This is a genomic window from Rhodococcus sp. B7740, from assembly GCF_000954115.1.
In the GTDB taxonomy this organism is placed as follows: Bacteria; Actinomycetota; Actinomycetes; order Mycobacteriales; family Mycobacteriaceae; genus Rhodococcoides.
The window spans coordinates 228,884-253,903 of sequence record NZ_CP010797.1 but is presented as its reverse complement, the minus strand read 5'-3'; the positions used below and the strand labels follow the sequence as shown (position 1 = coordinate 253,903).

The 25,020-nt window shown below is 65.0% G+C and carries 25 protein-coding genes and 2 tRNA genes; 15 read left to right on the top strand and 12 right to left on the bottom strand.

Translation table 11 applies throughout. The annotated features are described in order from the left end of the window. Positions 1 to 219 precede the first annotated feature (219 nt). The 5 genes from NY08_RS01160 to NY08_RS01140 all read left to right on the top strand — a co-directional run bounded on the left by NY08_RS01160 (position 220) and on the right by NY08_RS01140 (position 3,519). A complete protein-coding gene (locus NY08_RS01160; protein ID WP_032393508.1) occupies positions 220 to 1,101 on the top strand; it encodes a DUF3105 domain-containing protein in 882 nt (293 codons plus the stop codon). Continuing rightward, positions 1,101 to 1,823: a DUF305 domain-containing protein gene (locus NY08_RS01155; protein WP_045194457.1), complete on the top strand. Its 723-nt coding sequence runs from the start codon at positions 1,101 to 1,103 to the stop codon at positions 1,821 to 1,823. Before NY08_RS01160 ends, NY08_RS01155 begins: the two co-directional genes overlap by 1 nt. 67 nt (positions 1,824 to 1,890) lie before the next feature. After that, a tRNA-Arg gene (locus tag NY08_RS01150) sits at positions 1,891 to 1,963 on the top strand. A 60-nt stretch (positions 1,964 to 2,023) separates the two neighbouring features. Further along, positions 2,024 to 2,917 (top strand): hypothetical protein, encoded by an 894-nt coding sequence (locus NY08_RS01145; RefSeq protein WP_052683693.1) that lies wholly within the window; start codon positions 2,024 to 2,026, stop codon positions 2,915 to 2,917. A 14-nt stretch (positions 2,918 to 2,931) separates the two neighbouring features. Beyond that, entirely contained in the window at positions 2,932 to 3,519 is a 588-nt protein-coding gene (locus NY08_RS01140; RefSeq protein ID WP_045194455.1) for a class I SAM-dependent DNA methyltransferase, read from the top strand. A 49-nt stretch (positions 3,520 to 3,568) separates the two neighbouring features. Here the strand turns inward: NY08_RS01140 and NY08_RS01135 are convergent. Further along, positions 3,569 to 3,639, bottom strand: a tRNA-Cys gene (locus NY08_RS01135). Positions 3,640 to 3,744: 105 nt separating this feature from the next. Between NY08_RS01135 and NY08_RS01130 the strand changes: the two genes are divergently transcribed. The 3 genes from NY08_RS01130 to NY08_RS01120 all read left to right on the top strand — a co-directional run bounded on the left by NY08_RS01130 (position 3,745) and on the right by NY08_RS01120 (position 6,584). After that, positions 3,745 to 5,088 (top strand): DUF2254 domain-containing protein, encoded by a 1,344-nt coding sequence (locus tag NY08_RS01130; protein ID WP_045194452.1) that lies wholly within the window; start codon positions 3,745 to 3,747, stop codon positions 5,086 to 5,088. A gap of 35 nt (positions 5,089 to 5,123) precedes the next feature. Then, on the top strand, positions 5,124 to 5,657 hold the full coding sequence (locus NY08_RS01125) for a MarR family winged helix-turn-helix transcriptional regulator (protein WP_032393535.1): 534 nt from the start codon (positions 5,124 to 5,126) through the stop codon (positions 5,655 to 5,657). 102 nt (positions 5,658 to 5,759) lie between these two features. Beyond that, positions 5,760 to 6,584 carry a hypothetical protein gene (locus NY08_RS01120; RefSeq protein WP_032393504.1) on the top strand — a complete coding sequence of 275 codons (825 nt, stop codon included), beginning with the start codon at positions 5,760 to 5,762 and terminating at the stop codon, positions 6,582 to 6,584. A 26-nt stretch (positions 6,585 to 6,610) separates the two neighbouring features. Here NY08_RS01120 and NY08_RS01115 read toward each other — a convergent pair whose 3' ends face one another. The 7 genes from NY08_RS01115 to NY08_RS01085 form a co-directional block, all read right to left on the bottom strand. Further along, on the bottom strand, positions 6,611 to 7,387 hold the full coding sequence (locus tag NY08_RS01115; protein WP_045194450.1) for an enoyl-CoA hydratase: 777 nt from the start codon (positions 7,385 to 7,387) through the stop codon (positions 6,611 to 6,613). Further along, the gene (gene mmsB / locus NY08_RS01110; protein WP_045194448.1) at positions 7,384 to 8,292 is read right to left on the bottom strand and encodes a 3-hydroxyisobutyrate dehydrogenase; all 909 of its coding nucleotides are present in this window, start codon (positions 8,290 to 8,292) and stop codon (positions 7,384 to 7,386) included. Before mmsB ends, NY08_RS01115 begins: the two co-directional genes overlap by 4 nt. Further along, complete coding sequence (locus NY08_RS01105) at positions 8,289 to 9,347, bottom strand: enoyl-CoA hydratase/isomerase family protein (RefSeq protein ID WP_045194446.1); 1,059 nt, start codon at positions 9,345 to 9,347, stop codon at positions 8,289 to 8,291. The genes mmsB and NY08_RS01105 overlap by 4 nt, the downstream gene beginning before the upstream one ends. Continuing rightward, complete coding sequence (locus NY08_RS01100) at positions 9,344 to 10,483, bottom strand: isobutyryl-CoA dehydrogenase (RefSeq protein WP_045194444.1); 1,140 nt, start codon at positions 10,481 to 10,483, stop codon at positions 9,344 to 9,346. Before NY08_RS01100 ends, NY08_RS01105 begins: the two co-directional genes overlap by 4 nt. 7 nt (positions 10,484 to 10,490) lie before the next feature. After that, positions 10,491 to 11,999 (bottom strand): CoA-acylating methylmalonate-semialdehyde dehydrogenase, encoded by a 1,509-nt coding sequence (locus tag NY08_RS01095; RefSeq protein ID WP_032393499.1) that lies wholly within the window; start codon positions 11,997 to 11,999, stop codon positions 10,491 to 10,493. A gap of 77 nt (positions 12,000 to 12,076) precedes the next feature. Further along, on the bottom strand, positions 12,077 to 12,829 hold the full coding sequence (locus NY08_RS01090) for an SWIM zinc finger family protein (RefSeq protein ID WP_045194442.1): 753 nt from the start codon (positions 12,827 to 12,829) through the stop codon (positions 12,077 to 12,079). Continuing rightward, positions 12,829 to 15,663: a DEAD/DEAH box helicase gene (locus NY08_RS01085; RefSeq protein ID WP_045194440.1), complete on the bottom strand. Its 2,835-nt coding sequence runs from the start codon at positions 15,661 to 15,663 to the stop codon at positions 12,829 to 12,831. The genes NY08_RS01090 and NY08_RS01085 overlap by 1 nt, the downstream gene beginning before the upstream one ends. Before the next feature lie 81 nt (positions 15,664 to 15,744). Here NY08_RS01085 and NY08_RS01080 point away from each other — a divergent pair, with 81 nt between their 5' ends. From NY08_RS01080 to NY08_RS01070, 3 genes are all read left to right on the top strand, one after another. Continuing rightward, complete coding sequence (locus NY08_RS01080) at positions 15,745 to 16,650, top strand: NADP-dependent oxidoreductase (RefSeq protein WP_045194439.1); 906 nt, start codon at positions 15,745 to 15,747, stop codon at positions 16,648 to 16,650. Between the two features lie 96 nt (positions 16,651 to 16,746). Next, a complete protein-coding gene (locus NY08_RS01075; protein WP_045194437.1) occupies positions 16,747 to 17,469 on the top strand; it encodes an HNH endonuclease family protein in 723 nt (240 codons plus the stop codon). A gap of 10 nt (positions 17,470 to 17,479) precedes the next feature. Further along, entirely contained in the window at positions 17,480 to 18,307 is an 828-nt protein-coding gene (locus tag NY08_RS01070; RefSeq protein WP_032393494.1) for a shikimate 5-dehydrogenase, read from the top strand. A 1-nt stretch (position 18,308) separates the two neighbouring features. On the opposite strand, the gene nagB is transcribed toward NY08_RS01070, so the two are convergent. The 3 genes from nagB to NY08_RS01055 are packed head-to-tail and all read right to left on the bottom strand — an operon-like array spanning position 18,309 to position 21,520. Continuing rightward, positions 18,309 to 19,091, bottom strand: a complete 783-nt coding sequence (gene nagB / locus NY08_RS01065) for a glucosamine-6-phosphate deaminase (RefSeq protein ID WP_032393493.1) — start codon at positions 19,089 to 19,091, stop codon at positions 18,309 to 18,311. After that, entirely contained in the window at positions 19,092 to 20,276 is a 1,185-nt protein-coding gene (locus NY08_RS01060; RefSeq protein ID WP_045194433.1) for an N-acetylglucosamine-6-phosphate deacetylase, read from the bottom strand. Continuing rightward, entirely contained in the window at positions 20,273 to 21,520 is a 1,248-nt protein-coding gene (locus NY08_RS01055; RefSeq protein ID WP_045194431.1) for a PTS transporter subunit EIIC, read from the bottom strand. The genes NY08_RS01060 and NY08_RS01055 overlap by 4 nt, the downstream gene beginning before the upstream one ends. 175 nt (positions 21,521 to 21,695) lie before the next feature. Between NY08_RS01055 and NY08_RS01050 the strand changes: the two genes are divergently transcribed. Together NY08_RS01050 and NY08_RS01045 are read left to right on the top strand one after the other, a co-directional pair. Then, positions 21,696 to 21,926 carry a glucose PTS transporter subunit EIIB gene (locus NY08_RS01050; RefSeq protein ID WP_045194429.1) on the top strand — a complete coding sequence of 77 codons (231 nt, stop codon included), beginning with the start codon at positions 21,696 to 21,698 and terminating at the stop codon, positions 21,924 to 21,926. After that, a complete protein-coding gene (locus NY08_RS01045; protein ID WP_045194427.1) occupies positions 21,923 to 22,387 on the top strand; it encodes a PTS sugar transporter subunit IIA in 465 nt (154 codons plus the stop codon). Before NY08_RS01050 ends, NY08_RS01045 begins: the two co-directional genes overlap by 4 nt. Positions 22,388 to 22,389: 2 nt before the next feature. On the opposite strand, the gene NY08_RS01040 is transcribed toward NY08_RS01045, so the two are convergent. Continuing rightward, on the bottom strand, positions 22,390 to 23,136 hold the full coding sequence (locus NY08_RS01040) for a GntR family transcriptional regulator (RefSeq protein WP_032393533.1): 747 nt from the start codon (positions 23,134 to 23,136) through the stop codon (positions 22,390 to 22,392). Between the two features lie 179 nt (positions 23,137 to 23,315). Here NY08_RS01040 and NY08_RS01035 point away from each other — a divergent pair, with 179 nt between their 5' ends. Together NY08_RS01035 and NY08_RS01030 are read left to right on the top strand one after the other, a co-directional pair. Beyond that, positions 23,316 to 24,533 (top strand): benzoate/H(+) symporter BenE family transporter, encoded by a 1,218-nt coding sequence (locus NY08_RS01035; RefSeq protein WP_045194425.1) that lies wholly within the window; start codon positions 23,316 to 23,318, stop codon positions 24,531 to 24,533. A gap of 10 nt (positions 24,534 to 24,543) precedes the next feature. Then, complete coding sequence (locus NY08_RS01030; protein WP_045194423.1) at positions 24,544 to 25,017, top strand: acyl-CoA thioesterase; 474 nt, start codon at positions 24,544 to 24,546, stop codon at positions 25,015 to 25,017. Positions 25,018 to 25,020 lie beyond the last annotated feature (3 nt).

Here is a 25,020-nt window from a genome sequence, read left to right as displayed (position 1 = left end):
TATTGGCTGGTGCGCGGCGTCCTCGCATCCACTGCCCGTCTGCCCGCGAGCAGCCTCGGCCGACGCGGTCCGCGCAGGCTCTGAGCACGCTCTCAGGCAGAGAACGTACAGTGAGGACGCTCTGCGCCGACGCTCATCCAATGATGCCGTCACCAGCAGATACGCAGCACCAGCGCAACCGACCACCACCTTTCCTCGACTGAGAGAGCAACTACAGCGATGCCAACGGGTCCCGACAAAGGCAGTCAGAACAAGTCGGCTGCGAAGGCAGACAAAGCCATCAATGCAGCCAACAAGAAGTCAGCTCGCAAGAAGAAGGGCGGTGTGCCCACCGCCACGGGCAGGCAGATTCCCTGGCTGACGGTTGCCGGTGTCGTCGTTGTCGTCGGTCTCGTAGCGGGCCTCGGGATCAATCTGTATCCGAAGTACCAGGACCGAGCCGAGGCGCAGAAGTTCGCACCCAGCGAGGCCAATCAGGATCCGTCGACGGGCATCGAGGGTGTGACCGTGCAGGAGTACCCCGCGGCTCTACACGTCGGGCGCACGCAGCGGGTCGCCTACGACCAGTCGCCGCCGTTCGGTGGACCGCACGATGCCGTGTGGGCAACCTGCACGGGAATCGTCTATCCCGAAGCCATTCGCACCGAGAATGCCGTGCACTCCCTCGAGCACGGTGCCGTCTGGGTCACCTACAACCCCGACGACCTGAACGCGGACCAGATCCAGTCGCTGGCCGATCGCGTCGACGGTGAAACGCAGATGATGATGTCGCCGTACCCCGGCCTCGACTCCCCGGTCTCGCTGCAGTCGTGGGGCCACCAGCTCAAGCTGGACAGCGTGGACGACGAACGCATCGGACAGTTCATCTCTGCACTTCGACTCAATCGCTTCGCCTACCCGGAGGTCGGTGCCAGCTGCGCGTCCGTCCCGAACACCAGCGGTGACGGCTTCGATCCCGACAACCCGCCACTCTTCGATGCCTCCGCTCCTGGCGCGGACGCGGTGCCGATGGACGGTGCCGGGATCACTCCCGACGCCAGCGAGGCCGGTGGCGCCGGCGGGATGCAGCTGCCCAGCGATCTCCAGATCCCCGCGAACTGATGACCGCACCGACACCGACCGAGAATGCGGAGGCCACCACGTCCGCGACCAAGCCGAGCCAGCGCACCGCGCTGGTGGCCCTCGCGCTGATCGCCGTCCTCGCGATCGGCTTCGCCGTGGGCTTCCTGGTGCAGAGTCCACTGGGCGGCGACGACAGTGCACCGGCCGCGGACTCGGTCGATGTCGGCTTTGCTCAGGACATGACCGTGCACCACAACCAGGCCATCGAGATGGCCGCGGTGGCGCTGACCAACGCCTCCGATCAGGCCGTCAAGAACCTGGCGTTCGACATGCTGACCTCGCAGCAGAACCAGGTGGGACAGATGCAGGGCTGGTTGGCCCTGTGGGATCGCGCACCGATCTCGACCGACGGCTACATGACCTGGATGGCCGAGGACGACTCGCACGGTCACTCGATGGGCGGGATGTCCATGGATCCCGGATCCTCTGATCCCACCCGGGCCATGCCGGGAATGGCCAGTTCGGCCGAACTCGCCGCGCTTCGCCAAGCCACCGGCTCGGACGTCGACGTGATGTTCCTCCAGCTCATGTTGCGCCACCACGAGGGCGGCCTGGCGATGATGGAGTACGCGCAGACGCACGCGCAGTCACCTGCGGTGATCAATCTGGCGAAGTCCATGGTTGCCACCCAGACCAGCGAGTCGACGCTGATGAAGCAGATGCTCGCCGAGAAGGGTGCGCAGCCGCTGCCCGAGGGGTGATTTCGACTCGCGTCCCGGATGCGCTAGTCTTTCGTACAGCCCAACAGGCACACCGGTTCGCCGGTGCGCCCCCGTAGCTCAGGGGATAGAGCGTTCGCCTCCGGAGCGAAAGGCCGCAGGTTCGAATCCTGCCGGGGGCACACATCTTTCACGCAGTTCACTGTCGTACGGTGGCTGCTCGAACGAGACGGTGGACTTCGATGTCCGAGGATCTCCCCCACATCGACACCGTCGTCGACGATCTGTATTCGCTCCCTCCCACCGATTTCGTCTCGCACCGCACCGCATACGTTTCCCGCTTCAAGAAGGCAGGCGACAAAGCCGGTGCCACCCGCATCGGTGCCCTCCGCAAGCCCACGGTCGTGGCGTGGTTGGTGAACACACTCGCTCGGCGAGACGAATCGGCTCTGGCCGAACTGTTCGATCTGGGCGAGCAACTCGAACGAGCCCAGCAGCGCGGCGACGGCCCCCGGCTGCGTGAATTGTCCACTGCTCGAAGCACTTCGATACGCGCCCTGACCGATCGTGCAGTCTCGCTGGGACGCGAGACCGGGACCACCGTCGGCGACAACGCTGCCCGCGAGATCTCCAACACCCTGAACGCAGCGATGGCCGATGCCGAGATACGCGACCGCGTGCGTGCCGGCCGAACCGTAGTGGCCGAAACGTACAGCGGCTTCGGACCTGCGCTGCTCTCCCTCGTTCCCGACCCGCCCGACGAGAATGACGGTGCCGAGTCCGACGAGTCCGACTCGCCGTCTTCGGAGATCGAGGACGACCGGCAGGAAGCGGACGAAGCCGAACGGAACCGGCTGCTCGCCGAACTCGAGTCGGCCGAATCCGATCTCGATGCCGCACGAACCGAAGCCGAGGACGCCCGGTCCGACACCGAACGAAAAGCGTCCGAGTTACACAGTGCTGCAGCAGAAGTAGAGCGAATCGAGTTCCAGTTGGAGGCAGCCAGGGCCACCGCGCAGGCTGCGCGAGAAGCGAACGAGGCCAGTGTCCTACAGGCGGAGTCGACGGCGGAGGTACTCGAGGCGGCCCGCGCTCGCGTCGCCGAAGCCCAGTCCGCCCTCGAGGAACTGAGCTGACCTACCCTGTCGGGGTGACCACACGCTGGCAGGCCGAGAACTCCGCAGACGATTCCGCACGCTACATCGAGCGTTTCGACCGCCTGGCCGAACGTGGCGTGGATCTGCACGGCGAGGCCCGCATGGTCGACGCGGTGGTCTCCCCCGCGTCGAGCATTCTCGATGCCGGATGCGGTACCGGCCGACTCGGCGCGGAGTTGGCCCGACGCGGACACCGGGTGACCGCAGTGGATCTCGATCCGGTTCTGGCCGAGGCAGCGCGCGCACATTCCGAACTCGACGTGCACGTCGCCGATCTGACGACGCTGGATCTCGGCCGGACCTTCGACGCGGCCGTGGCCGCGGGCAACGTACTGGTCTTCATGAAACCCGGAACCGAACGCGCAGCGCTCGAACGCATCTGGGCACACCTGACCGGTGGCGGGGTCTTCGTCGCCGGATTCGCCACCGATCGGGAGTACACCGTCGACATGCTCGACGCGGATCTGGCGGCGACCGGCTTCGTCCTCGAACACAGATTCGCGACCTGGGATCTGCGGCCCTGGCGCGTCGACGCGGATTGGGCCGTCACCGTGGCACGCAAGCCCGCTCTGCTGGCCTGATGCGAAACGAATCGAGACCGACCATTGCTGGTCGGCCTCGATCGAACAGAGCGAGCGACGGGATTCGAACCCGTGTGAACGGCTTTGCAGGCCGGTGCCTAGCCACTCGGCCACACCCGCATCACCGATGACGATGCCGTATCGAGTGGGCTCAGCCCACAGTTTCGATCGCCGTGATTCGAACCCCGAGGGTTGGTTCGGACGCCCAGGGGAAGACTGTGCGTCATGAAGGAACACTTGGCCAAGCTGCGAGAATCGTTCTGGTTCATTCCTGCCGTCCTCGGAGTTGTCGCACTCGTGCTCGCGCAGGCACTGGTGAGTCTCGATCGCTACCTGCTGGACACCCGCGTGGATCTGACGGGCTCGCTGCTCTATCACGTGGGTGCCAGCGGTAGCCGCGACATCCTCGGTGCGATCGGCGGGTCGATGCTCGGCGTGGCGGCGACGTCGTTCTCCATCACCATCTCGGTCCTCGCCACCGCCAGCTCCTCGTACGGCCCCCGCCTGGTGCGCAACTTCATGGCCGATCGCGGGAACCAGGTGGTGCTCGGCATCTTCGGTGCCACGTTCCTGTACTCGCTGATGGTGCTGCGGTCGATTCGCTCGATCGAATCCGACGGGTCGGTCTTCGTGCCGGACATCGCCGTGAACGTCGCGGTGGCGCTCGCGGTGGTCGACGTGGGTGTGCTCGTCTACTTCATCCATCACATCGCGCAGTCGATCCAGGTGGCGACGCTGTCCGCCCGCGTCCGGGACGAACTGTCCGAGTCCGTCGACGCGCTCTACCCACCCGAGCAGCCCGCCGATGCGGCATCGGCGGAGGGCATCGTCAAGCCGCCCGTCTACACGACGGTGTTGGCCGAGGAGTCCGGGGTGATCATCGACATCGACGAAAACGGCTTGTTGGACATCGCTGCCGACACCGACACGTTGATCGACATTCATCGAGTACCCGGTGACCATGTCGTTGCCGGTGAACCGCTCGCCGACGTCCTGGCAGATCGCTCGGCAGACATCTCGGCGGACGCGATCGGACGAGTTCGAGGGTCGTTCGACATCGGCACCAGTCGAACACCCCGACACGACATCGCTTTCGCAGTCGAGCAGATGACCGAAATGGCGGTACGCGCTCTGTCGACGGGGGTCAACGATCCGTACACGGCACGCAATGCCATCGACGATCTCACGGTCGGACTCGTCGCAGTCGTCCAGCGCCCCATGCCCTATCGTGCTCGTCGCGGCTCCGACGGCACCGTGCGGGTGATCACCCGCCGCGTTGCCGTTCCGTCGTTGATCGACCATGCCCTCGATGCCGTGCGGATCTACGGCACCGGCAGCCCCATGGTGGTGCAGGCAGGCATACGTCTGGCCGAACGAGTGGGTCGCGCGGCACAGTCCTCCGAGAACGTCGATGCCGTACTGACCCAGCTGGACCTGCTGGACCGCGCGCTGGCATCCGGCGACACCGACACCGCCCGCACAGTCGAAGCCCGAGAGCAGATCTCGCTCGCCCGCGTGGCGATCACGGATCGAGTTCCGCTCGCAGTACCTCGCGTCGTGATTCGGTAGACGCCGGAAGCGGGCACCGTGGGAGGATGGTCGGTATGCCAGCACCGTCCCCGCTTCCCCTCGATCCCATTGCAGAGGCACACCGCCAGTGGACCAAGCACGGCTGGTCCGAGGCCGCCGACGGTATGGCCGCAGTGACGTCGTTGATGCGTGCGCAGCAGATCATGCTGGCACGGGTCGAGGAAGCGTTGAAGCCGACGGGACTGACCTTTTCGCGCTACGAATTGCTGACGTTGTTGACCTTCACCAAGAACGGCGCTCTTCCGATGGCGAAGGCAAGCGCACGTCTGCAGGTGCATCCCACGAGCGTGACCAACGCTGTCGATCGCCTCGAGTCGGTGGGATACGTTCGACGCATCCCGCATCCGAGCGATCGGCGCACCACGCTGGTCGAAATCACCGAGCAGGGACGCACGTTGGCGGTCGAGGCCACCGAGCGCCTGAACTCACTGGTGTTCGCACGCCCCGGGCTGGCGCGTGACAAGTTGATGGCGCTCGTTCGGATCCTGGCGGAACTGCGTTCGGATGCAGGCGATTTCGACAGTGATGACATAACCACATCGTTCTGAGTTCGATGGTGACTCGTCACAAGACAATGGCACACCCGTACCGTTCGTGGTCCAATTGCACTGGGAACAGGGCGGAGTCGATCTGCTGAAGGGCGGGGCGGGGTGCTGGTGTTGGGGGTCGGGGCGGGTGCGCACGGTGCACGCGCAATTCTGACGTATCTGGACAGTCCCCATCGAACCCCCATCGTGTCGCGGACGGTGCGCCGCACGCCCGGGCAGTCGCTGTCCACCACGATCGCCACCGGTGTCGACGCCATCCACTCGATCGCAGCGACGATGTCGCTGCCGGTGCAGTTCTCGGCCATCGCCTATCGAGTTGCCACCGATCCAGGCGCAGTCGCCACCCGAGGTACGGCCCGCACCGCGTCGCTCGTGCCGGAAACTGCTGCGCAAGTGCGGTATCTGCGTTTCATCGGGCTGGTACCCAATCACGGCGTCACCGTGTTGTGCGATATCGGTAGCACCGGCACCACGGTCACTGTCATCGATCTCGCATCCACTCGCACCCTCATGACTCGGCGCACTGCCACGTTCTGCGGCGACGATCTCGATCACTCGGTTCGCAGGCTGCTCTCGTCCAACGGCGTTCGCGTCGGAATCGACGCCAGCCGGTCCATCAAGGAGCAGTTGAGCGTGGACTCCGTCGTCAGCACCACCGATCCGTCCGGTACTGCGCGGCATGTGCTCACTCGGCGCGACTTCGACGATCTGATCGCAGGACCGGTGCGGTATGCGGGCATGCTGGTGGAGCAGACCATCCAATTGTCCGGTGCCAGACCGCAGTCCATCGTCGTGGTGGGCGGCGGTGCGAACATCACCTCGATTGCGCGTTCTCTCGAGCTGCGTACCGGTCTGACGACGCTGGTGCCGTCGATGCCGGAGCTGGTCTCGGCCCGCGGGGCCGCCCTCCTGTCCCCCGACAGGTAGGACGGCACCGAGAGTGGAGCCCGCCGCTACCGGTGCTGGAAGTTCGGCGTCCGCTTCTCGATGAAGGCCGACATACCTTCCTTCTGATCCTCGGTGGCGAAAGTCGAGTGAAACACGCGGCGCTCGAACAGAACACCCTCGCGCAGACTGGACTCGAACGATCGGTTCACCGCTTCCTTCGCCATCTGGGCAACCGGTAGCGACATCTCGGCGATGGTGGTCGCGGTCGCGATGGCGTCGTCGAGCAGATCGGCAACCGGCACGATGCGCGAGACCAGTCCGGCTCGCTCGGCTTCCTCGACCTTCATGTTGCGACCGGTCAAGCACATCTCCATGGCCTTGGCCTTGCCCACCGCTCGCGTCAGGCGCTGCGACCCGCCGATTCCCGGGATGACGCCGAGCTTGATCTCGGGTTGTCCGAATACCGCGGTGTCCGAGGCGATCAGGACATCGCACAGCATCGCGAGTTCACACCCGCCGCCGAGCGCGTAACCGGAGACCGCTGCGATCAACGGCGTCCGAGCCGACGCAAGTCGATCCCACGCCGCGAAGAAGTCGTCGAGGTACACGTCCATGTAGGACTTGGGCTGCATCTCCTTGATGTCGGCGCCGGCCGCGAAGGCTCGCTCGGAGCCGGTGATCAGGATCGCACCGATGCCGGAGTCGGCGTCGAGTTCTTCGACCACCGAAACCACTTCGCGCATCAGCTCGGAGTTGAGCGCGTTCAGCGCCTTGGGACGGTTGAGTGTGATGATGCCGACGCGTCCCCGACGCTCGAGCAGAATCGTCTCGTAGTCACTCACTGGCCTGCTCCGTTCGAGCGCTCGCGGATGTCGTTGATGATGCCGGAGAAGTCGACATCGGTGCCGCCCCCGGATGTTTCCTTGAACCGAGAGTACAACTCGGCCGCCCGTAGGCCGAGGACACCCTCGACACCGTTGTCGCGCAGTGCATTGGCAGCCAGACCCAGGTCCTTGTCCATGAGAGCCGCCGCGAAGCCGGGCTTGTACTCGTTGTTGGCAGGGCTCGTCGGGACCGGTCCTGGCACCGGGCAGTTCGTCGTCAGTGCCCAACATTGACCCGACGCAGTCGACGCCACGTCGAACAGTGCCTGATTGCTCAGCCCCAGCTTCTCCCCCAGCACGAAGGCCTCACTGATGGCGATCATCGACACTCCGAGAATCATGTTGTTGCAGATCTTGGCGGCCTGGCCGTTGCCTGCTGCACCGCAGTGCACCACCTTGCGACCCATGACGTCGAGAACCTCTGCAGCAGAGGCGAAATCCTCCTCGGAACCGCCGACCATGAAGGTCAGTGTTCCTGCGGCCGCTCCCCCGACTCCGCCGGAAACCGGCGCGTCCAGACTGCGGTGTCCTGCCTCGTGCACCAGCTTGTGGGCGGTGTGCGCATCGGCGACGTCGATGGTCGAGGAATCGATGAACAACGTACCCGGCGCGGCAGCGGGCAGCAGGTCCGCGTACAACCCCAGTACCAGTCTGCCGTTGGGCAGCATCGTGATGACGATGTCGGCATCGGCGACGGCGGCCACGGCCGATTCCATCACGGTGACGCCGTCCTTCGTGGCCTGCTCGAGCGCGGCGGGAACCAGGTCGAAGCCCTGCACCGTGTAGCCGGCCGCCACCAGATTGGCGGCCATCGGTCCACCCATGTGGCCGAGGCCGATGAAGCCGATCGTCTTCTCGCTCATGACTGCTCACCTTCTGTGTGTGCGTTCGACAGGCCCAGCTCCGCGTCCCCGAGGGGCGCGAAGTACCGGTCGACGTCCTCGGGCGTGACGTCTGCCAACGAACGCGGTTGCCATTGCGGGTTGCGGTCCTTCTCGACCACTTGTGCTCGGATTCCCTCGACGAGGTCGTGGCTGCTCAGCGACGCGACCGACACGCGGTATTCCTCGTCGAGTACCGACTCCAGCGTCGGCAGCGTCGCGGCACGACGCAGCGATCTCAGTGTCACAGCCAGCGACACAGGTGATTTGGACGCGATGTCCTGCGCCGACTTCTGCGCCTCGGGCACTGTGCTGGCGGCAAGCGCGTCCACGATGCCCTGAACGTCGTCGCCGGCGTAGCACTCGTCGATCCACCCCTGCTGACCGACAATCGTGGACTCCGGTGCCGGCTCGCTGAACGTCGCGACGGCCTCTCCGACGCTGACCGTCTCAAGTGCCGAGTAGAAGTCCTCGAGCTTGTCGGACGGGATGTAGTGATCGGCGAAGCCGACCGCAATGGCGTCGGCGGCATTCATCCGCGCCGTGGTGAGCGCGAAGTGAGTGCCGATCTCGCCCGGTGCACGCGAGAGCAGGTACGTGCCACCCACATCGGGAACGAAACCGATCCCGACCTCGGGCATGGCGATCTTCGATCGTTCGGTGACGATGCGAGTGTTCGCATGTGCCGAGAGTCCGACCCCTCCGCCCATGACGATGCCGTCCATGATGGCCACGAACGGCTTGGGGAATCGAGCGATCGCGGCGTTGAGGATGTACTCCTCGCGCCAGAAGTCCTTGCTACCACTGCCGCCGTCCTTGGCGTCGTGGTAGATGGAGACGATGTCGCCGCCTGCACACAGTCCGCGCTCACCTGCTCCGGTCAGCAGGACGACGTCCACAGTGTCGTCGGTTGCCCACTGCGCCAACGCCGGTGCGATCTCGCGAACCATCGCATGGTCGAGCGCATTGATGGCTTTGGGGCGGTTCAAGGTGATTCGACCTATACCGCCGGAGACCTCGAGGATCACGTCGCTCATGCGGCACCCACGATCGACCGAGCGACAACCACCCGCATGATTTCGTTTGTCCCTTCCAGAATCTGGTGCACCCGAAGGTCACGAACGATCTTCTCGACGCCGTACTCGCTGAGATAGCCGTAGCCGCCGAGCAGTTGCAGCGCTCCGTTGGCGACCTCGAATCCGGTGTCGGTTCCGAAACGCTTTGCCATGGCGCACATTTCGACCTTGTCCGGCGCGTCGTTCTGCAGCGCGTCGGCGGCCCGCCACAGCAACGTGCGGGCGGCTTCGAGTTCGGTCTTGAAATCGGCGAGTCGGAACTGGAGCGCCTGCGCATCGAGCAACCGCGCCCCGAACGCCTTGCGCTCGGCGAGGTAGGCAACGGCCTTGTCGAGAGCGGACTGCGCGCCGCCGATCGAACATGCCGCGATGTTGATGCGCCCTCCGTTGAGTCCGTTCATCGCGATACGGAACCCGTCGCCCTCGTTGCCGAGCAGGTTCTCGGCCGGGATGCGGACTCCTTCGAGAACGACCTGCCGGGTGGGCTGGGCATTCCAGCCCATCTTCTTCTCGTTGGCTCCGAACGAGAGTCCCGCGGAGTCCTTCGGCACGATGAACGCCGAGATGCCGCGCGGCCCTGGTGCACCGGTGCGCGCCATCACGACGTACACCTCGGATGTGCCTGCGCCGGAAATGAATTGCTTGACGCCGTCCAGCACATATTCGTCACCGTCACGCACAGCTTTGGTGCCGAGCATCGCGGCGTCGGATCCCGCGCCCGGCTCGGTGAGGCAGTAGCTCCCCAGCTGATCCATCGCGCACAGGCCCGGGAGCCAACGCTGCCGTTGCTCGTCGTTGCCGTAGGTGTCGATCATCCACGCGACCATGTTGTGAATGGAGATGTACGCCGCGATGGACGGGTCACCAGTGGCCAACTGCTCGAAGATCCGCACCGAATCGACTCTGGTCAGACCCGATCCACCCACATCCTCGCGAATGTAGATGCCGCCCATTCCCAGTCCCGCTGCCTTGCGCAGCACGTCCACCGGAAAGTGTTTCTGCTGATCCCATTCGATGGCATCCGGTGCCAGGAACTCGTCGGCGAATTCGCGAGCGGTGTCGTTGATCGCTCGCTCGTCCTCGTTCAAGGTGAACATCGCCGGATCAGTCCATGTTCGGAATGACGAAGTGATTCTGTGCAACTGCTTCTTTGGTGCCCGACGGCCAGCGCTGGGTGACCGTCTTGGTCTTGGTGTAGAAGCGAATCGAATCGGGCCCGTGCTGGTTCAGATCACCGAATCCCGAACGCTTCCAACCACCGAAGGTGTGGTAGGCGATCGGCACCGGAATCGGTACGTTGACGCCGACCATGCCCACCTGGACACGGGAGCAGAAGTCGCGGGCAGTATCGCCGTCACGGGTGAAGATCGAGACCCCGTTGCCGTATTCGTGCTCGGTGGGCAAGCGCAGAGCATCCTCGTAGTCCTTGGCGCGGACGACGATCAGGACGGGTCCGAAGATCTCCTCCTTGTAGATCCGCATGTCGGTGGTCACCTTGTCGAACAGCGTTGCGCCGGCGAAGAATCCGTTCTCATGGCCTTCGAGGCTGAAACCGCGTCCGTCGACGACCAGTTCGGCACCCTCGTCCACACCGATCTGGGTGTAGTCGTTGACCCTCTTCAGCGCATCGCTGCCCACGAGCGGCCCGAAGTCCGCGCTCTCGTCGTCGCTGCGGCCGATCTTCAGCTTCGCCACTCGCTCGGTCAGTTTGGCGACCAACGCGTCGGCAGTCTCCTCCCCGACCGGTACCGCGACGGAGATCGCCATGCAACGCTCACCTGCAGAACCGTAGGCGGCACCGAGCAGTGCGTCGGCGACCTCGTCGAGATCGGCGTCGGGCATCACCAGGGCGTGGTTCTTGGCTCCACCGAAGCACTGCGCTCGCTTGCCGTGTTGGGCTGCCGTCTCGTAGATGTACTGCGCGATGGGGGTCGAACCGACGAAGCCGATCGCCTTGACGCGGTCGTCGGTGAGGAGCACGTCGACGGCATCCTTGCCGCCGTTGACGACGTTGAACACACCCGGCGGAAGTCCTGCCTCGAGGAAGAGTTCGGCGAGCTTGAGCGGAACGGACGGGTCACGCTCGGAGGGCTTGAGAATGAACGCGTTTCCGCAGGCGATGGCCGGGCCGGCCTTCCACAGGGGAATCATCGCGGGAAAATTGAACGGGGTGATTCCGGCTACGACGCCGAGTGGCTGACGCATCGAGTAGACGTCGATTCCGCCGCCCGCACCCTCGGTGTACTCACCCTTGAGCAGGTGTGGGACACCGACGGCGAACTCGACGACCTCGACGCCGCGCTGAATGTCGCCCTTGGCGTCGGCGATGGTCTTACCGTGCTCGGAGGAGAGCAGACGAGCGAGCTCTTCGGTGTCGCGCGTGACCAGCGCGAGGAATTTCATCAACACTCGGGCGCGACGCTGCGGGTTCCAGGTTGCCCATTCACGCTGCGCCTGTTCGGCGTCGGCTATCGCGGCCTCGACCTCGGATACGTCGGCCAGGGGAACCCGGGCCTGAACCTCGCCGGTGTTGGGATCGAAGACATCCCCGAATTTTCCGGAGGTGCCTGCGACATGCTTGCCGCCGATGAAGTGCGTGAGTTCGCGAGCCATGGAATTTGTCCGTCCTCGAGCGTGGAAGTGAAGTACGCCCATCCTATAGTCGGATGTCCACGTAAGTCCAGGAGTGGTCACATCCGGTCGTAGAACTGCCTCAGATCGGCGACGGCACGACTGACCTCGGCCTCGATGGAGCCGTCGGCGCGGAAGATCCGGCGCAGGATCAACGGATCGAGATCGTCGACCGCTGGAGCGAACGACACCTGGGGAAGTTCCGGGAACGATGCGCGATCGGCGAACCAGTCGTCGGGGTCGAACTCGTCGTCCCCGTCACCGACACCCTCGATCAGTTGATCGAGATCGACGCCACGCAGCGTCAGGATGGTGGCGGCGGACGCGTCGATGTGCTCGGCAGCGATGTACATCAGAGCCGCCGCATGTTTGCAGGGCCAGCCGTCGTCGGGGCAGGTGCAGTCGAAATCGAGCTGCCCCTTGTCGTGCGGCAGCAATACCGACGCCAGTGCCTGCGGAATGGCATTGGAGGCCAGCTCGGCCAGCATGCCGGGGTTCGATCGCACCCTGCCGACGAGCGCGGCAACCTCACCCTGCGTGAGCGGGTCGACGGTGACCGAGGCCGAGAACGGCTCGAGCTGACTGCCCTGCACCTCGCCGTATATCTGCCCGCGCTCGACACCGAGAGTGAGCACCTGCCCTTGGCGCGCATACGTTCTGCCACGCGCTATCCGACCCGGATCCGCGAGGTCTTCCATGGCCGACACGAAATGCCTGCCCCACCACGTCTGCCCGAATGCACCGCGTTTGTTCCTGGACTCGATGCCGCCCTTGGCTTTTCGCCGTTTCCCGTATTGCGAGAAGTCGACCATCACTCCCCCACCGCGTCCTCGCTGAGGCGGAACAGTTCCTGCAGCTCCGCGGTGTCCATCTCGGTCACCCAGTTCTCGCCGGTGCCCACCGCCAGATTCGCCAGATCCTGCTTGGAGACGAGCATCGAGTCGATCCGTTCCTCGACGGTGCCCACGCACAGCAGTTTTCGCACCTCGACGTTCTTGCGCTGCCCGATGCGAAAGGCCCGGTCCGTCGCCTGGTTCTCCACCGCCGGGTTCCACCAACGATCCAGATGAACGACATGATTGGCGGCTGTGAGGTTCAAGCCGGTACCGCCGGCCTTGAGCGAGAGCATCATGATCGGCGGACCGTTCCCGCTCTGGAACTTCTCCACCATCTCGTCGCGCTTGGACTTGCTCACGCCGCCGTGCAGGAACGGCAGGTCGGTCCCGAATCGTTCGGCGAAGTACGGTGCCACGAGCTCACCGAACTCCCGGAACTGGGTGAACAGCAACGCTTTCTCGTTGTCACCCAGAATCGAGTCGAGCATGTCCTCCACCAGACCGATCTTGCCCGAGCGATGCTGCCCCCTCTTGAGCACCGGCGAGCCGTCGGACAGGAAGTGGGCGGGATGGTTGCACACCTGCTTGAGACGAGTGAGCGCGGACAGCACCGCACCTTTGCGCTTCATACCCTTCGCGTCGGCGATCTGCGCCATCATCTCGTCGACGACCGCCTTGTACAGCGCGGCCTGCTCGGCTGTCAGGTTGGCGCGCACGGTCATCTCGTTCTTCTCGGGCAGATCCGAGATGACCGTCGGATCGGTCTTGACACGACGCAGAATGAACGGCGAGGTGATGGCGCGCAGACGCGAGACCGCGCTCTCGTCGTTCTCGCGCTCGATCGGAACCGAGAATCGCTTCCGAAAGTCCGACGGCCTACCGAGCATGCCCGGATTGGCGAAGTCGAGAATGGACCTCAGCTCGTCCAGACGATTCTCGACCGGTGTTCCGGTGAGTGCCAACTTGTGATCCGCAGGGATCGCGAGCGCCGCCTTGGCCTGCACGGTGCCCGAGTTCTTGATGTGCTGCGCCTCGTCGAGGACCACCCGACGCCACGTCTGCTCGGACAGCTGCGCGCGATCCTTGGCCATCAACGCGTAGGTGGTGACGATCAGATCGTGCTCGGCGATCGCCCGGTCCAGCTCGTCGCCCTTCGACCGAGCCGGGCCGTGGTGCACCAGAACTCGCAGTGCCGGGGTGAATTTCGCCGCCTCACGTTGCCAGTTGCCGACCACCGACATCGGTGCCACCAGCAGCGTCGGCGTCGAACTCTTCTCGTGCGCGAGCAGTGTCAACACCTGCAACGTCTTGCCGAGCCCCATGTCGTCGGCGAGTACAGCCCCGAGACCGAGCCGACTCATGAACGCGAGCCAATCGAGCCCACGCTGCTGATACGGCCGCAGGGTTGCGTTCACACCGGCCGGTACGGGGATCGTCTCGGGCACCGCACCGGGCTCGAGCAACGTCGCTGCCCATCCGGTGGCTCTGATGTCCTGGACCGGAGCCGGCGGCGGGTCGGCCAGCGTCATCTCGCGCATCAGCGTGCTCAGGGCAGTCCCGTCGCCGTGATGCTCGGCGACGTACTTGGCGGCTCGTGCGAGCTGACCGCCGTCGGCCAGTACCCACTGACCGCGGAGTCGAACGAGATCGCCCTTCGAGACGGCGAGTCTGTTCATCTCCGCCTCGGTGAGCACCATGTCGCCGAGTTGGAGTTGCCAGTCGTACGACACCAGTTCGTCCATGCCGACCGCCCGATCGGCGGCCGCTTTCGTCACCGCAGGCGAATCGACGCGCAGCCTCATCGACGGATCCAACCTCGTCCAGGCCCGAGGAAGCAGGACCGTCGTTCCGGTGGCCTGCAGCGCCGTCGCACCGTGTTCGACGAGGTCGATGACCACCGACGTCGGAAGCAACAGATCGAGGGTGCCTTCCTGAGACGGCAGATCACGCAGTCTCGGGTACGCCGCCACGGCCTCACCGAGCTTGCGCACGGCGATCGAGAGCAGGGTTGCGTCGACCTTACGGCTCATCGGGACCGGCCGCGGCGCTTCACCATCCGCTCGCAGACACACCTGCAGCGTCCAGAACGACTCCGCTGATTCCTCGGAGGAACTGTCGACGACGCCATCGTCGTCATCGGGTTCGAGCAGGCGTAGCACGAGGGACGGCTCGTCGACGGTGAGGCTTGCGCGCCAGTTGTCGAGCAACGTCGACATCTGTTGGGTTCCATCCACGTACGGGTCGTCGCGAATCAGAGCGGACAACAGCGGATGCTCTGAGTCGGGCCTACCCAGAACCGATCTGACGATCGGATCGGTGAGCTCCTCCACCATGTCGTCGAGGATCTTCTTGGGCCGCTCTCCCGCACGCTGCACCGACGGCATCGCGACGGCGAGTTCGCTCAGCCAGGCCCGTTGACGTTCACCCCCGACCAGACGCCACCGTGGCCACCACTGCCCGTCCATCAACTTCAGAGCAGGAACCACACGACCGCCGCGAACCCAGCGTTCGATTCCGCGGGCGACGTGCGCCAGGTACCGGAGATCGCCGGAAATCGAAGCGTGCTCGGACGGCGTCCGCAACAGCAGATCGGCACCGTCGTGCGGGGCGAGCGCGATGGCCGGAACCTGCACCGGGGCCTGCGCGGTGGCACTGCGCCCGGGTGCCGGAAACGACACCGCAGCACGGTGCCGGAACGGTCGGGTGAGGACGTGCGCGTGTGTCGGCGGCAGATCGGGTTCGTCGCCGGTGGAGATCTCGTCGTCCCACAGCATCAGCCCGGCACCGGGAGACCAGAGACCGTGCAGCATCGGTCCATCCAACCAGCAAGCACCGACACACCTCGGGTGAGGCACTCCCGAGCAAGTCGCTCGGTGAGGCACAGTGGATGCATGATCGCGTACGGCTTCAGCGAATACGGCGGACCCGACACCGAGTACCTTCTCGACCTACCCGTCCCCGAGCCGGGACCGGGGCAGATTCTCGTGGCGGTCCACGCCGCCGGGGTCAATCCTGCGGATTGGAAGGTGCGGGCGGGCAATCGCAAGGACACCGTGCAGATCACCTTGCCCGCGGTTCTGGGTCGGGAAGTATCGGGCACCGTCGTGACGGCCGGCGCGGGTGTGGCCGATTTCTCGGTGGGCGACCATGTGTTCGGGGCCACCGCCTCGGGACACGGAGGGTACGCGCAGTACACGGTGCTCAACGCATCGAGCACTGCCCACAAGCCGGAGGCCGTCTCGTGGGCGGCGGCGGCCACCCTGCCGGTGGCTGCCGGGACCGCGTACGACGCGCTGCGCCGACTGGCCGTCGGCGCGGGCGATTCGGTCCTGGTGCTCGGTGCGGGTGGCGGCGTGGGTTCGGCCGTTCTGCAACTCGCGCGAGCCGACGGTATCGACGTTCTCGCAGTTGCGAGTACTGGCAAACAGGAGTGGATCGAGAGCCTCGGAGCCGAATTCGTCGCCTCCGGCGGCGACTTCGTCGATTCGATCTCGCGACCGGTGAACGGCATCGTCGATCTCGTCGGAGGCGAGACCTTGCGCGCCGCGGCGACCGCACTGACGGCGGGGGTACCGATCGTCAGCGTCGCAGACCCGATGCTCGCGGCGCAGTGGGACGGATCCGGAGTCGATCGGGACCGCACCACCGCAGCATTCGCGCGGCTGGCGGACCTGACCGCGTCGGGCGTCATTCGTCCGCGTATCGACCATGCCTTCCCCCTCGAGCGTGCGGGCGAGGCTCTCGCCCTCGTGGAGAACGGACACGTGCTCGGCAAGGTCGTCGTCGAAGTTCGCTGACACCGAGACGGGTGCGGGGATCACTGTCGGTACCTTCCGGCACACTGCTGTCGCGAGGACCGATGACCGAGTACTGAGATCGACGATGGGGCGTGCGTGAGAAAACTGTGGGTCGCGGTACTGCTGGTGCTCGCTGCGGCAGTGATGGCCGTGTTCGGCTCGTGCGAGCGGTCCGTCATCCCCGGTTTCACACCCGCCCAACCCGCTCCCGGCAGTCCCACGCGTACTCAGATCGAGCAGTTGCTCGCCCAGGTTCGCGTGGTCGCGGCCAGGCCCGATGCCCTCGGCTACGAGCGCGGGTGCAAGAGCGGCGAAGGGTGTGTGTTCGGCCCGGCGTGGACCGACGACTACGACGGGCCGGGTGGTCACGACGGCTGCGGTACCCGCGACAACGTCCTGGCGCTGTCGATGACCGAGGTCGAGTTCCGCGCAGGCACCCGCGACTGCGTCGTGCTGTCGGGTTCGCTCGCAGACCCGTATTCGGGCGAGCGCATGCAGTTCACCAAGTCCGATGCAGGCAAGATTCAGATCGATCACGTCTACCCGCTGTCCGCTGCATGGGACATGGGCGCGAACATGTGGCTGCCCGACAAGCGCGTTCGGTTCGCCAACGACGTGGCGTTCAATCTGCTCGCAGTCAACGGAGCGGACAATCAGAGCAAGAGCGACAAGACACCCTCGCAATGGCTGCCACCGAACGCGGCCTACCACTGCTTCTATGCGGGTAAGTATCTGTCGGTCGCTGCGCAGTACGAGTTACCGATCACCCAGGCCGATCAGGGTGTTCTCGCTTCGGTCGCCTCGACGTGCGCGGCGTAACGTCTGAGCGATGGCAACAGCACACCCGCGCAGCGTCCTCGACCGTGAGACGCAGCTCTGCATGTCCCTGTCCGGCCGACCGAGCAACATCGGAACTCGCTTCCACAACTATCTCTACGACGAGTTGGGCCTGAACTTCGTCTACAAGGCGTTCACCACCACCGATCTCGCCGCCGCAGTGGGGGGCGTTCGCGCCCTGGGCATCCGAGGCTGCGCCGTCTCCATGCCGTTCAAGGAAGACGTGATCGAACTGGTCGACGTGATGCACGAGTCGGCAAGCGCCATCGAATCCGTCAACACGATCGTCAACGAGAACGGCGTCCTCCACGCCTACAACACCGACTACCAGGCCGTCGCGAACCTGCTCGCCGCGAGTGGCTTCTCGACCGACTACTCGGTGGCCGTCACCGGCAGCGGCGGGATGGCCAAGGCCGTCGTTGCCGCACTTCGGGATTCGGGCTACACCCGGGGCACCGTCGTCGCCCGCAACGCGAACACCGGCCCTGCCCTCGCCGAGACCTACGGCTACGACTGGTCGGCCGAAGCGGTGGGCGCAGACCTGCTCGTGAACGTGACCCCGGTGGGTATGGCCGGAGGGCCGGACGCCGATTCGGCACCGTTCACCGAGCAGCAGATCGATGCAGCGAATGCCGTGTTCGACGTCGTCGCCATGCCGTCGGAAACGCCGCTGATCGTTGCCGCTCGGGCGGCGAACAAGCCCGTGATCACCGGCGCTCAGGTCATCGCGCTCCAGGCTGCAGAACAGTTCGTTCTCTACACCGGAGTTCGGCCGTCGGACGAACAGATCGCGCGCGCATCGGAGTTCTCGCGCAGCTGACTCACAGGTGCTGCCACCGGGGCTTGTTGGCATAGGCGTACCGGTAGTACTCCGCGAGTGCGAGCGACGACGCCGCGGCCTCGTCCAGCAGCACCGTTGCGTGCGGGTGCCATTGGATCGCCGACGCCGGGCAGTGCGCCGACAACGGTCCTTCCACGGCCGCCGCCACCGCGTCCGCTTTCGACTGCCCTGTTGCGATCAACAGCAGGTGACGCGCCTCGTCGATGGTGCCCAGCCCCTGGGTCAGTACGTGATGCGGCACGTCCTCGGGCGAATCGAAGAATCGGGCGTTGTCGACGCGAGTCTGTTCGGTCAACGTCTTCACCCGCGTTCGAGATCTCAGCGACGATCCGGGCTCGTTGAAACCGATGTGCCCGTCTGTGCCGATTCCGAGTATCTGAACATCGATGCCGCCTGCGGCGGCGATCGCCGCGTCGTACCGCTGCGCCTCCACAGCTATGTCGTCCGCTTCGCCGTCGGGCGAGAACACCGCGGTGTCGTCCAGATCGACGTGGTCGACGAAGTTCTCGCGAATGAACGAGAAATAGGACTGCTCTGCTGTTTTCGCCAGTCCGATGTACTCGTCGAGCAGGAAGGCGCGGCATCGCGCGAACGACAGGCCGTCGTCCCGATGCCGTCGCGCCAATTCGCGATATGTGCCCACCGGGGTGGACCCGGTTGCCAGTCCCAGTACCGGAGTGGAGCCGGCTCGTGCGACTCGTTCGACGACGTCGGCGGCTGTTCGGTCCACCGCGTCGGCCCCGTCGAGGATCACGACCTCCATCTAGCTGTCCTCTCCGATTGCAGTTCCGCCTCTGATCACCCGCAGTGGTTCGAAGGCCTCGTCGACCACCAATACGTCGGCTCGCATGCCTGGTTCGAGGTGACCGACGTCGGAGTCGAGACCGATCGACGCGGCAGGAGTCGACGACGCGGCCAGTACCGCTTCGACCAATGGCACGCCGGCGTTCAGCACGGCGCGGCGTAGCAGGTCCAGGACGGTTGCGGTCCCGCCCGCGATCGGAGCGGTCTCGCTGTCGGTGTCGCGGGACAACCGCGCTACCGAGTGTCGGACGGTCACATCCAGTGGTCCGAGTCGATAGCGACCGTCCGACATTCCGGCCGCGGCCATCGCGTCGGAGACCAGCGCGATGTGTGCACCACCGACGAGATCGAACACCGCGCGGACGGTCTCGTCGGCGAGATGCACTCCGTCGCCTATCAATTCGAGCACCATCGCGTTGCGCGCCGCAGCGGCCAGACACTCGCTCACCGGGCCCGGCGCCCGATGATGCCAGGTTGGCATTCCGTTGAACAGGTGTGTGGCCGTGATCGGACCGTCCCCCAGCGACTCGATTCCGCGTCGGGTGGTGAGCGCATCGGCGTCCGTGTGGCCGATGCTGGGCAGTATCCCGTTCTCTCGCAACATCTCTGCGACAGCGGCGAAGCCGTCGATCTCGGGTGCAAGGGTCATCGACCGCACCGCGCCCCGGCCCGCGCTCAGTATGTCGCGGAGAAGTCCGGGATCGCCGCTGCGCAGCGACGCGGGGTCTTGCGCGCCGCAGCGGTCGACCGACAGGAACGGCCCCTCGAGATGGACCCCGGCGACATCACCGGTCTCGTACAGATCGGCCAACAGCGACGTCTGCGTGATCAGCCGTTCCGGCGGTGCCGACACCAGTGATGCGAGCATCGTCGTGGTCCCGCGGCAGCGGTGATGCCGTACCGCCGTCATGAGGTCGACGGCAGGTGAATCCGGGAAAGAGGCCCCCGCCCCGCCGTGGCAGTGCAGATCGACCAAACCAGGGAGGATCGTCGAATCGGTCTGCGGTACAGCCCGACCGGGCCATGCCGATGCCGGTCCGACCCACGAGATCCGGTCTCCCGTCCATGCGACGACGCCGTCCTCGATCACCTGGTCGCGCGTGACGACCCGCCCGCGGTGAGTGGTCGTGGTGGATGCGGTCATGCCCGATCGGGTTCGAGCACTGCGTCGTCCTCACGTCCGGGGGTGCGCAGGTTCCATTTCTTGATGACGAAGCTGAACAAGAAGTAGTAGATCACCGCGTACACCAGGCCGATCGGGATGAGCAGCCACGCTTTGGTTGCGATTCCGTAGTTGAGCAGATAGTCGATGCCGCCGGCGGAGAAGAAGAAACCGTCGTGGATCCCGAGGGCATTGCACAGGGCCATCGACGTTCCGGTCAACACCGCGTGGATGATGTAGAGCGGCCAGGCGACGAACATGAACGAGTATTCGAGCGGCTCGGTGATACCGGTGACGAACGCAGTCAGGCCCGTGGACAACATGATTCCGCCGACGAGCTTCTTCTGTGACGGCTTCGCGTTGCGATAGATCGCGAATGCCGCAGCGGGAAGAGCGAACATCATGATCGGGAAGAATCCGGTCATGAACACTCCCGCGGACGGGTCACCGGCGAAGAACCGATTCAGATCGCCGCGGACCAGTTGACCACCTGCATCCTGGTAGTCACCCACCAGGAACCAGACGACGGAGTTCAGAATGTGGTGCAGCCCAGTGGGAATGAGCATGCGATTGGCGAAGCCGTAGATGCCGCTGCCCACCACACTGTGGTCGGCGACGGTGTTGCCCACCCACTGGAGTGCACTGTAGAAGAGCGGATAGACGAACGACATGATCACGGCGACAACGAGACCGGTGATTGCCGTCATGATCGGTACCAGACGACGGCCACTGAAGAAGCCGAGATAGTCCGGCAGCTTCTGGCGATAGAAACGCTGCCAGAGAATCGCCGAGAGCAATCCGATGACGATGCCTGCCAGGACGCCGTAGTCGATCACGGCGGGGTCACCGTTGGCGTCGACCTCTCCGTCGAGCACGACCGGCGACATGGCCGTGAAGACTCCGTTCATCACCATGTAGCCGACCACAGCTGCGAGCGCGGTCGAACCGTCGGACTTCTTGGCCCAGCCGATGGCGATACCGACTGCGAAGATGAGGGGAAGCCAGGTGAACACTGCCTGACCTGCAGCGGAGATGACCGCGGCGGTGGTCTCCAGTGCGCTGAATCGACCCAGCAGGTCGTCCTGCCCGAGTCTCAGGAGAATTCCGGCGGCGGGCAGAACAGCGATCGGGAGCATGAGGCTGCGACCGAAGCGCTGCAGCCCGGCCAATGATCGAGATTCCTTCTTCGGCTCGGTGTCGACCGAGTCAGTCTTCTTCGGGGTCATGGCGACCTTCTCTTCGAGGGCTGGTCCTTCGGGGGCTTTTCGCTGTTGTGACCGGATGCCATCAGGGGTACTGTCCGGTCATTACCAGTTGTAGTTTGGCCAGGTGGCGAGCACATGTCAACCCGGACATGTGATCCACCCGACAGATGTACGCCCACAGAAAGCGAGAACCCACATGTCCAAAGCGGACGCGATCGTCCAAGGCCTCGGCGGTGCCGACAACATCGTCGAGATCGAAGCGTGCATCACCCGGCTGCGCACCGAGGTCAAGGATGGGTCGTTGGTGAACGAGGCAGCACTCAAAGCAGCAGGTGCCCACGGCGTCTTCCACAAGGGAACCGCAGTTCAGGTCATCGTCGGCCCCGAAGCGGACACGCTCGCAGAAGACATCGGCGACATCCTGTGAGCGACGCCGGTGCGATCCTCAGCCCTGTTGCCGGCCAGGTGATTTCGCTTGCAGACGTGCCGGACCCGGTGTTCTCGGCGCAGATGGTCGGCTCCGGTGTCGCACTGCGCCCGGCCCCGAACGACGGGTCGGTCGAGGTTCGTTCACCGGTCGCGGGCACGATCCTCAAACTCCATCCACACGCATTCGTCGTCTTCACCGAGAACAAGGCGGGCGTATTGGTGCACATCGGTATCGACACCGTGAAGATGAAGGGCGCAGGCTTCGAACTCTTCGCAGCAGAGGGTGATCGAGTCGAGGCCGGCGATCTCGTCGTCACCTACGATCCGGCGGCGATCGCGGCGGCAGGCTACTCGGATGTCGTTCCCGTGGTTCTGATGGACTCGAAGCCGGATTCGGTGACGAGTGCCAGCATCGACAACACCGTGGCGGTGGGCGACCTGTTGTTCGAGCTGCCCTGATCTCACCGACGCTGCGAGGTGCGTCGCCCGCCTTCGACTTCCATCGACAGTTGATACCGATCGCAGCGGTACCAACTCTCGGTGTGTTCGAGCGGCTCGTCTCCGCTGAAGGAGACACGGTCGAAGTACAGCACGGGAGCACCGCGCTTGGTGCCGAGCAGGGTGGCCGTATCACTGTCGGCCGCAGTGGCTTTGACGGTCTGCTCGGCCCGGTCGATGGTCAACCCGTAGTGAATCTGAACGGCCTCGTACACGGACTTGCTCAGGTCGTGTTCGATCAGGCCGGGGAGCAAGGAAGCCCGGTACCACGCGTCGTCGACGCTGACCGGTTCGGCATCGGCCAACCGAAGACGCTTGACGTGGTAGGTCTGTTCTTCGTCGGCCAGTCCGAGAGCGCGAGTCGTTGCCGCCGAGGGGCTTTCGAGCCGCGCGAACAGCACCACCGTCGTCGGCGTCAATCCTTGCGCCCGCATCTCCTCCGAGAACGACGCCAGGTGCAAACGAGACTGCACGGTGCGACTGGCCACGAACGTGCCCTTGCCACGGACCCGCACCAGGTGTCCGTCGTTGACGAGTTGACCGATGGCCTCGCGAACGGTGATGCGGCTGACGCCGTAGTCCTCCATCAGCTTTCGCTCGCTGGGCATGAGATCGCCGGGTTGCAACTCCTTCGTGCAACGGTGCAACAGAATTGCGCGAAGCTGTTCGTGCTTGGGGACCTGACTGTCCCTCAGATGTACGGGCATCACCACTGCGCAGGCCTTTCCGTCACTCGCCGAACCAGCGGTACGGACTGGTCCGGTCCAACCAAGAGACTACGTCACATCGACGGTGCCCCGACAGCATTCGACCACCGACCCCTGGTGGCGACTCGGCTCGACGGGAAACGACGCGACAGGCGACGGCCCACAGTGCATCATCGTCAGTCGTGACCACCGCCGACGCTGCCGACAGACCGACGCCACTCTCCACCCCCGTCAGCGCTGGAATCGTGGCCTCGCTGGTCGGCTTCACCAGCTCGTTCGCCGTTGTACTGACGGGCCTGCGGGCGGTAGGTGCCAGCCCGACCGAGGCGGCATCCGGTTTGCTGGCACTGTGCGTCACCCAGGCCGTGGGAATGATGTGGCTCGCGCGCAGATACAGACAGCCCATCACGCTGGCGTGGTCGACGCCGGGCGCGGCGCTGCTCGCCGGAACCGGCATGGTGGTCGGAGGGTGGCCCGCGGCGGTGGGTGCGTTCGTCACCGTCGGGGTGCTGATCGTCCTGACGGGCTTGTGGCCGAGACTCGGCGCACTCGTGTCGACAATTCCGGTGCCACTCGCGCAGGCGATGCTGGCCGGAGTTCTCCTTCCTCTCTGCGCAGCACCGGTGGTCGCCTTCGCCGACTCCCCCGCCCAGGTGGCTCCGGTGGTCCTGGTCTGGCTCGTGGTCCTGCGGTTCAGTGCACGTTGGGCAGTTCCGGCAGCATTCGCCGCGGCGGCGGTGGTGATCGCGGCCGCTCTGGTCGGCGGCGGCACTCCGATCGCGCCGAACGATCTGGTCCCCCGAATCGACTGGACGGTTCCGCACTGGAGCTGGCAGGCCACAATAGGTATCGCGGTGCCGCTGTACATCGTCACGATGGCGTCCCAGAACATCCCCGGCGTCACGGTCATGGCGTCGTTCGGATTCCGCATTCCCTGGCGTGCGTCGATGGCCGTCACCGGAACCGGAACCGTCCTGGGCGCATTCGCCGGCGGTCACACGATCAACCTCGCCGCGATCAGCGCTGCGCTGTCGGCGAATCCCAGTGCCCATCCGGACCCGAAGCGGCGATGGATCGCCGCCTTCTCGGCCGGATCGTCCTACCTGGTGCTGGCGCTTCTCTCCACCGCCCTGGCCACCCTGGTCGCTGCCGCTCCCGCAGGTGTGGTGGAAACAGTTGCCGGGCTTGCCCTGTTGGGGACCCTCGCGGCGTCGTTGTTCGGCGCGCTGGAACATGCAGCGGACAGAGAAGCAACGGTTCTGACATTCCTCGTCGCTGCGTCCGGCCTGACATTCGCAGGGATCGGCTCCGCGTTCTGGGCCTTGGTCGTCGGTCTGATGGTCCGAGCGATCCTGCGTCGGCAATCCCCGGCGACGCCCGCTACCGACGCCACTGGTTAGGGTCACGTTCATGACCGATCGAGTGAGCCCCGCGTCGGACTTGTCGCACGCATCGGATTTTCCGGCATTGTGGCCGGTGACGACGAGATGGGACGACAACGACCACTACGGCCACGTCAACAACGTCACCTACTACGCCTATTTCGACACCGCCGTCAACGGTTGGCTGATGGAGACGACCGGTCTCGATATCAGGACACTGCCTGCGATCGGTGTCGTTGCCGAAACCTCGTGCCGATACCTGTCCGAGTTGAGCTTTCCGGATCGCCTTCAGGTGGGCCTGGCAGTCGAGAAGCTGGGCACCCGCAGCATCGTGTACTCGCTCGGGTTGTTCCGCGAAGCCGACGACGATGCGTTGGAGCTGGCGGCCAGGGGTCGATTCGTACACGTGTACGTCGATGGGGTCACCCGTAGGCCGGTGGCGATTCCGCCCGAAATCGAGACTGCAGCTCGCACTTTGGTGATCGGGACGGCGTCGGCCTGACCG

What these genes read in the sequence shown, in the direction of transcription:
- NY08_RS01160 (WP_032393508.1), top strand. Translation starts at nt 220, where the DNA reads ATGCCAACGGGTCCCGACAAAGGCAGTCAGAACAAGTCGGCTGCGAAG.
- NY08_RS01155 (WP_045194457.1), top strand. Translation starts at nt 1,101, where the DNA reads ATGACCGCACCGACACCGACCGAGAATGCGGAGGCCACCACGTCCGCG.
- NY08_RS01145 (WP_052683693.1), top strand. Translation starts at nt 2,024, where the DNA reads ATGTCCGAGGATCTCCCCCACATCGACACCGTCGTCGACGATCTGTAT.
- NY08_RS01130 (WP_045194452.1), top strand. Translation starts at nt 3,745, where the DNA reads ATGAAGGAACACTTGGCCAAGCTGCGAGAATCGTTCTGGTTCATTCCT.
- NY08_RS01125 (WP_032393535.1), top strand. Translation starts at nt 5,124, where the DNA reads ATGCCAGCACCGTCCCCGCTTCCCCTCGATCCCATTGCAGAGGCACAC.
- mmsB (WP_045194448.1), bottom strand. Translation starts at nt 8,292, where the DNA reads ATGAGCGAGAAGACGATCGGCTTCATCGGCCTCGGCCACATGGGTGGA.
- NY08_RS01105 (WP_045194446.1), bottom strand. Translation starts at nt 9,347, where the DNA reads ATGAGCGACGTGATCCTCGAGGTCTCCGGCGGTATAGGTCGAATCACC.
- NY08_RS01100 (WP_045194444.1), bottom strand. Translation starts at nt 10,483, where the DNA reads ATGTTCACCTTGAACGAGGACGAGCGAGCGATCAACGACACCGCTCGC.
- NY08_RS01095 (WP_032393499.1), bottom strand. Translation starts at nt 11,999, where the DNA reads ATGGCTCGCGAACTCACGCACTTCATCGGCGGCAAGCATGTCGCAGGC.
- NY08_RS01090 (WP_045194442.1), bottom strand. Translation starts at nt 12,829, where the DNA reads ATGGTCGACTTCTCGCAATACGGGAAACGGCGAAAAGCCAAGGGCGGC.
- NY08_RS01085 (WP_045194440.1), bottom strand. Translation starts at nt 15,663, where the DNA reads ATGCTGCACGGTCTCTGGTCTCCCGGTGCCGGGCTGATGCTGTGGGAC.
- NY08_RS01080 (WP_045194439.1), top strand. Translation starts at nt 15,745, where the DNA reads ATGATCGCGTACGGCTTCAGCGAATACGGCGGACCCGACACCGAGTAC.
- NY08_RS01070 (WP_032393494.1), top strand. Translation starts at nt 17,480, where the DNA reads ATGGCAACAGCACACCCGCGCAGCGTCCTCGACCGTGAGACGCAGCTC.
- nagB (WP_032393493.1), bottom strand. Translation starts at nt 19,091, where the DNA reads ATGGAGGTCGTGATCCTCGACGGGGCCGACGCGGTGGACCGAACAGCC.
- NY08_RS01060 (WP_045194433.1), bottom strand. Translation starts at nt 20,276, where the DNA reads ATGACCGCATCCACCACGACCACTCACCGCGGGCGGGTCGTCACGCGC.
- NY08_RS01055 (WP_045194431.1), bottom strand. Translation starts at nt 21,520, where the DNA reads ATGACCCCGAAGAAGACTGACTCGGTCGACACCGAGCCGAAGAAGGAA.
- NY08_RS01050 (WP_045194429.1), top strand. Translation starts at nt 21,696, where the DNA reads ATGTCCAAAGCGGACGCGATCGTCCAAGGCCTCGGCGGTGCCGACAAC.
- NY08_RS01030 (WP_045194423.1), top strand. Translation starts at nt 24,544, where the DNA reads ATGACCGATCGAGTGAGCCCCGCGTCGGACTTGTCGCACGCATCGGAT.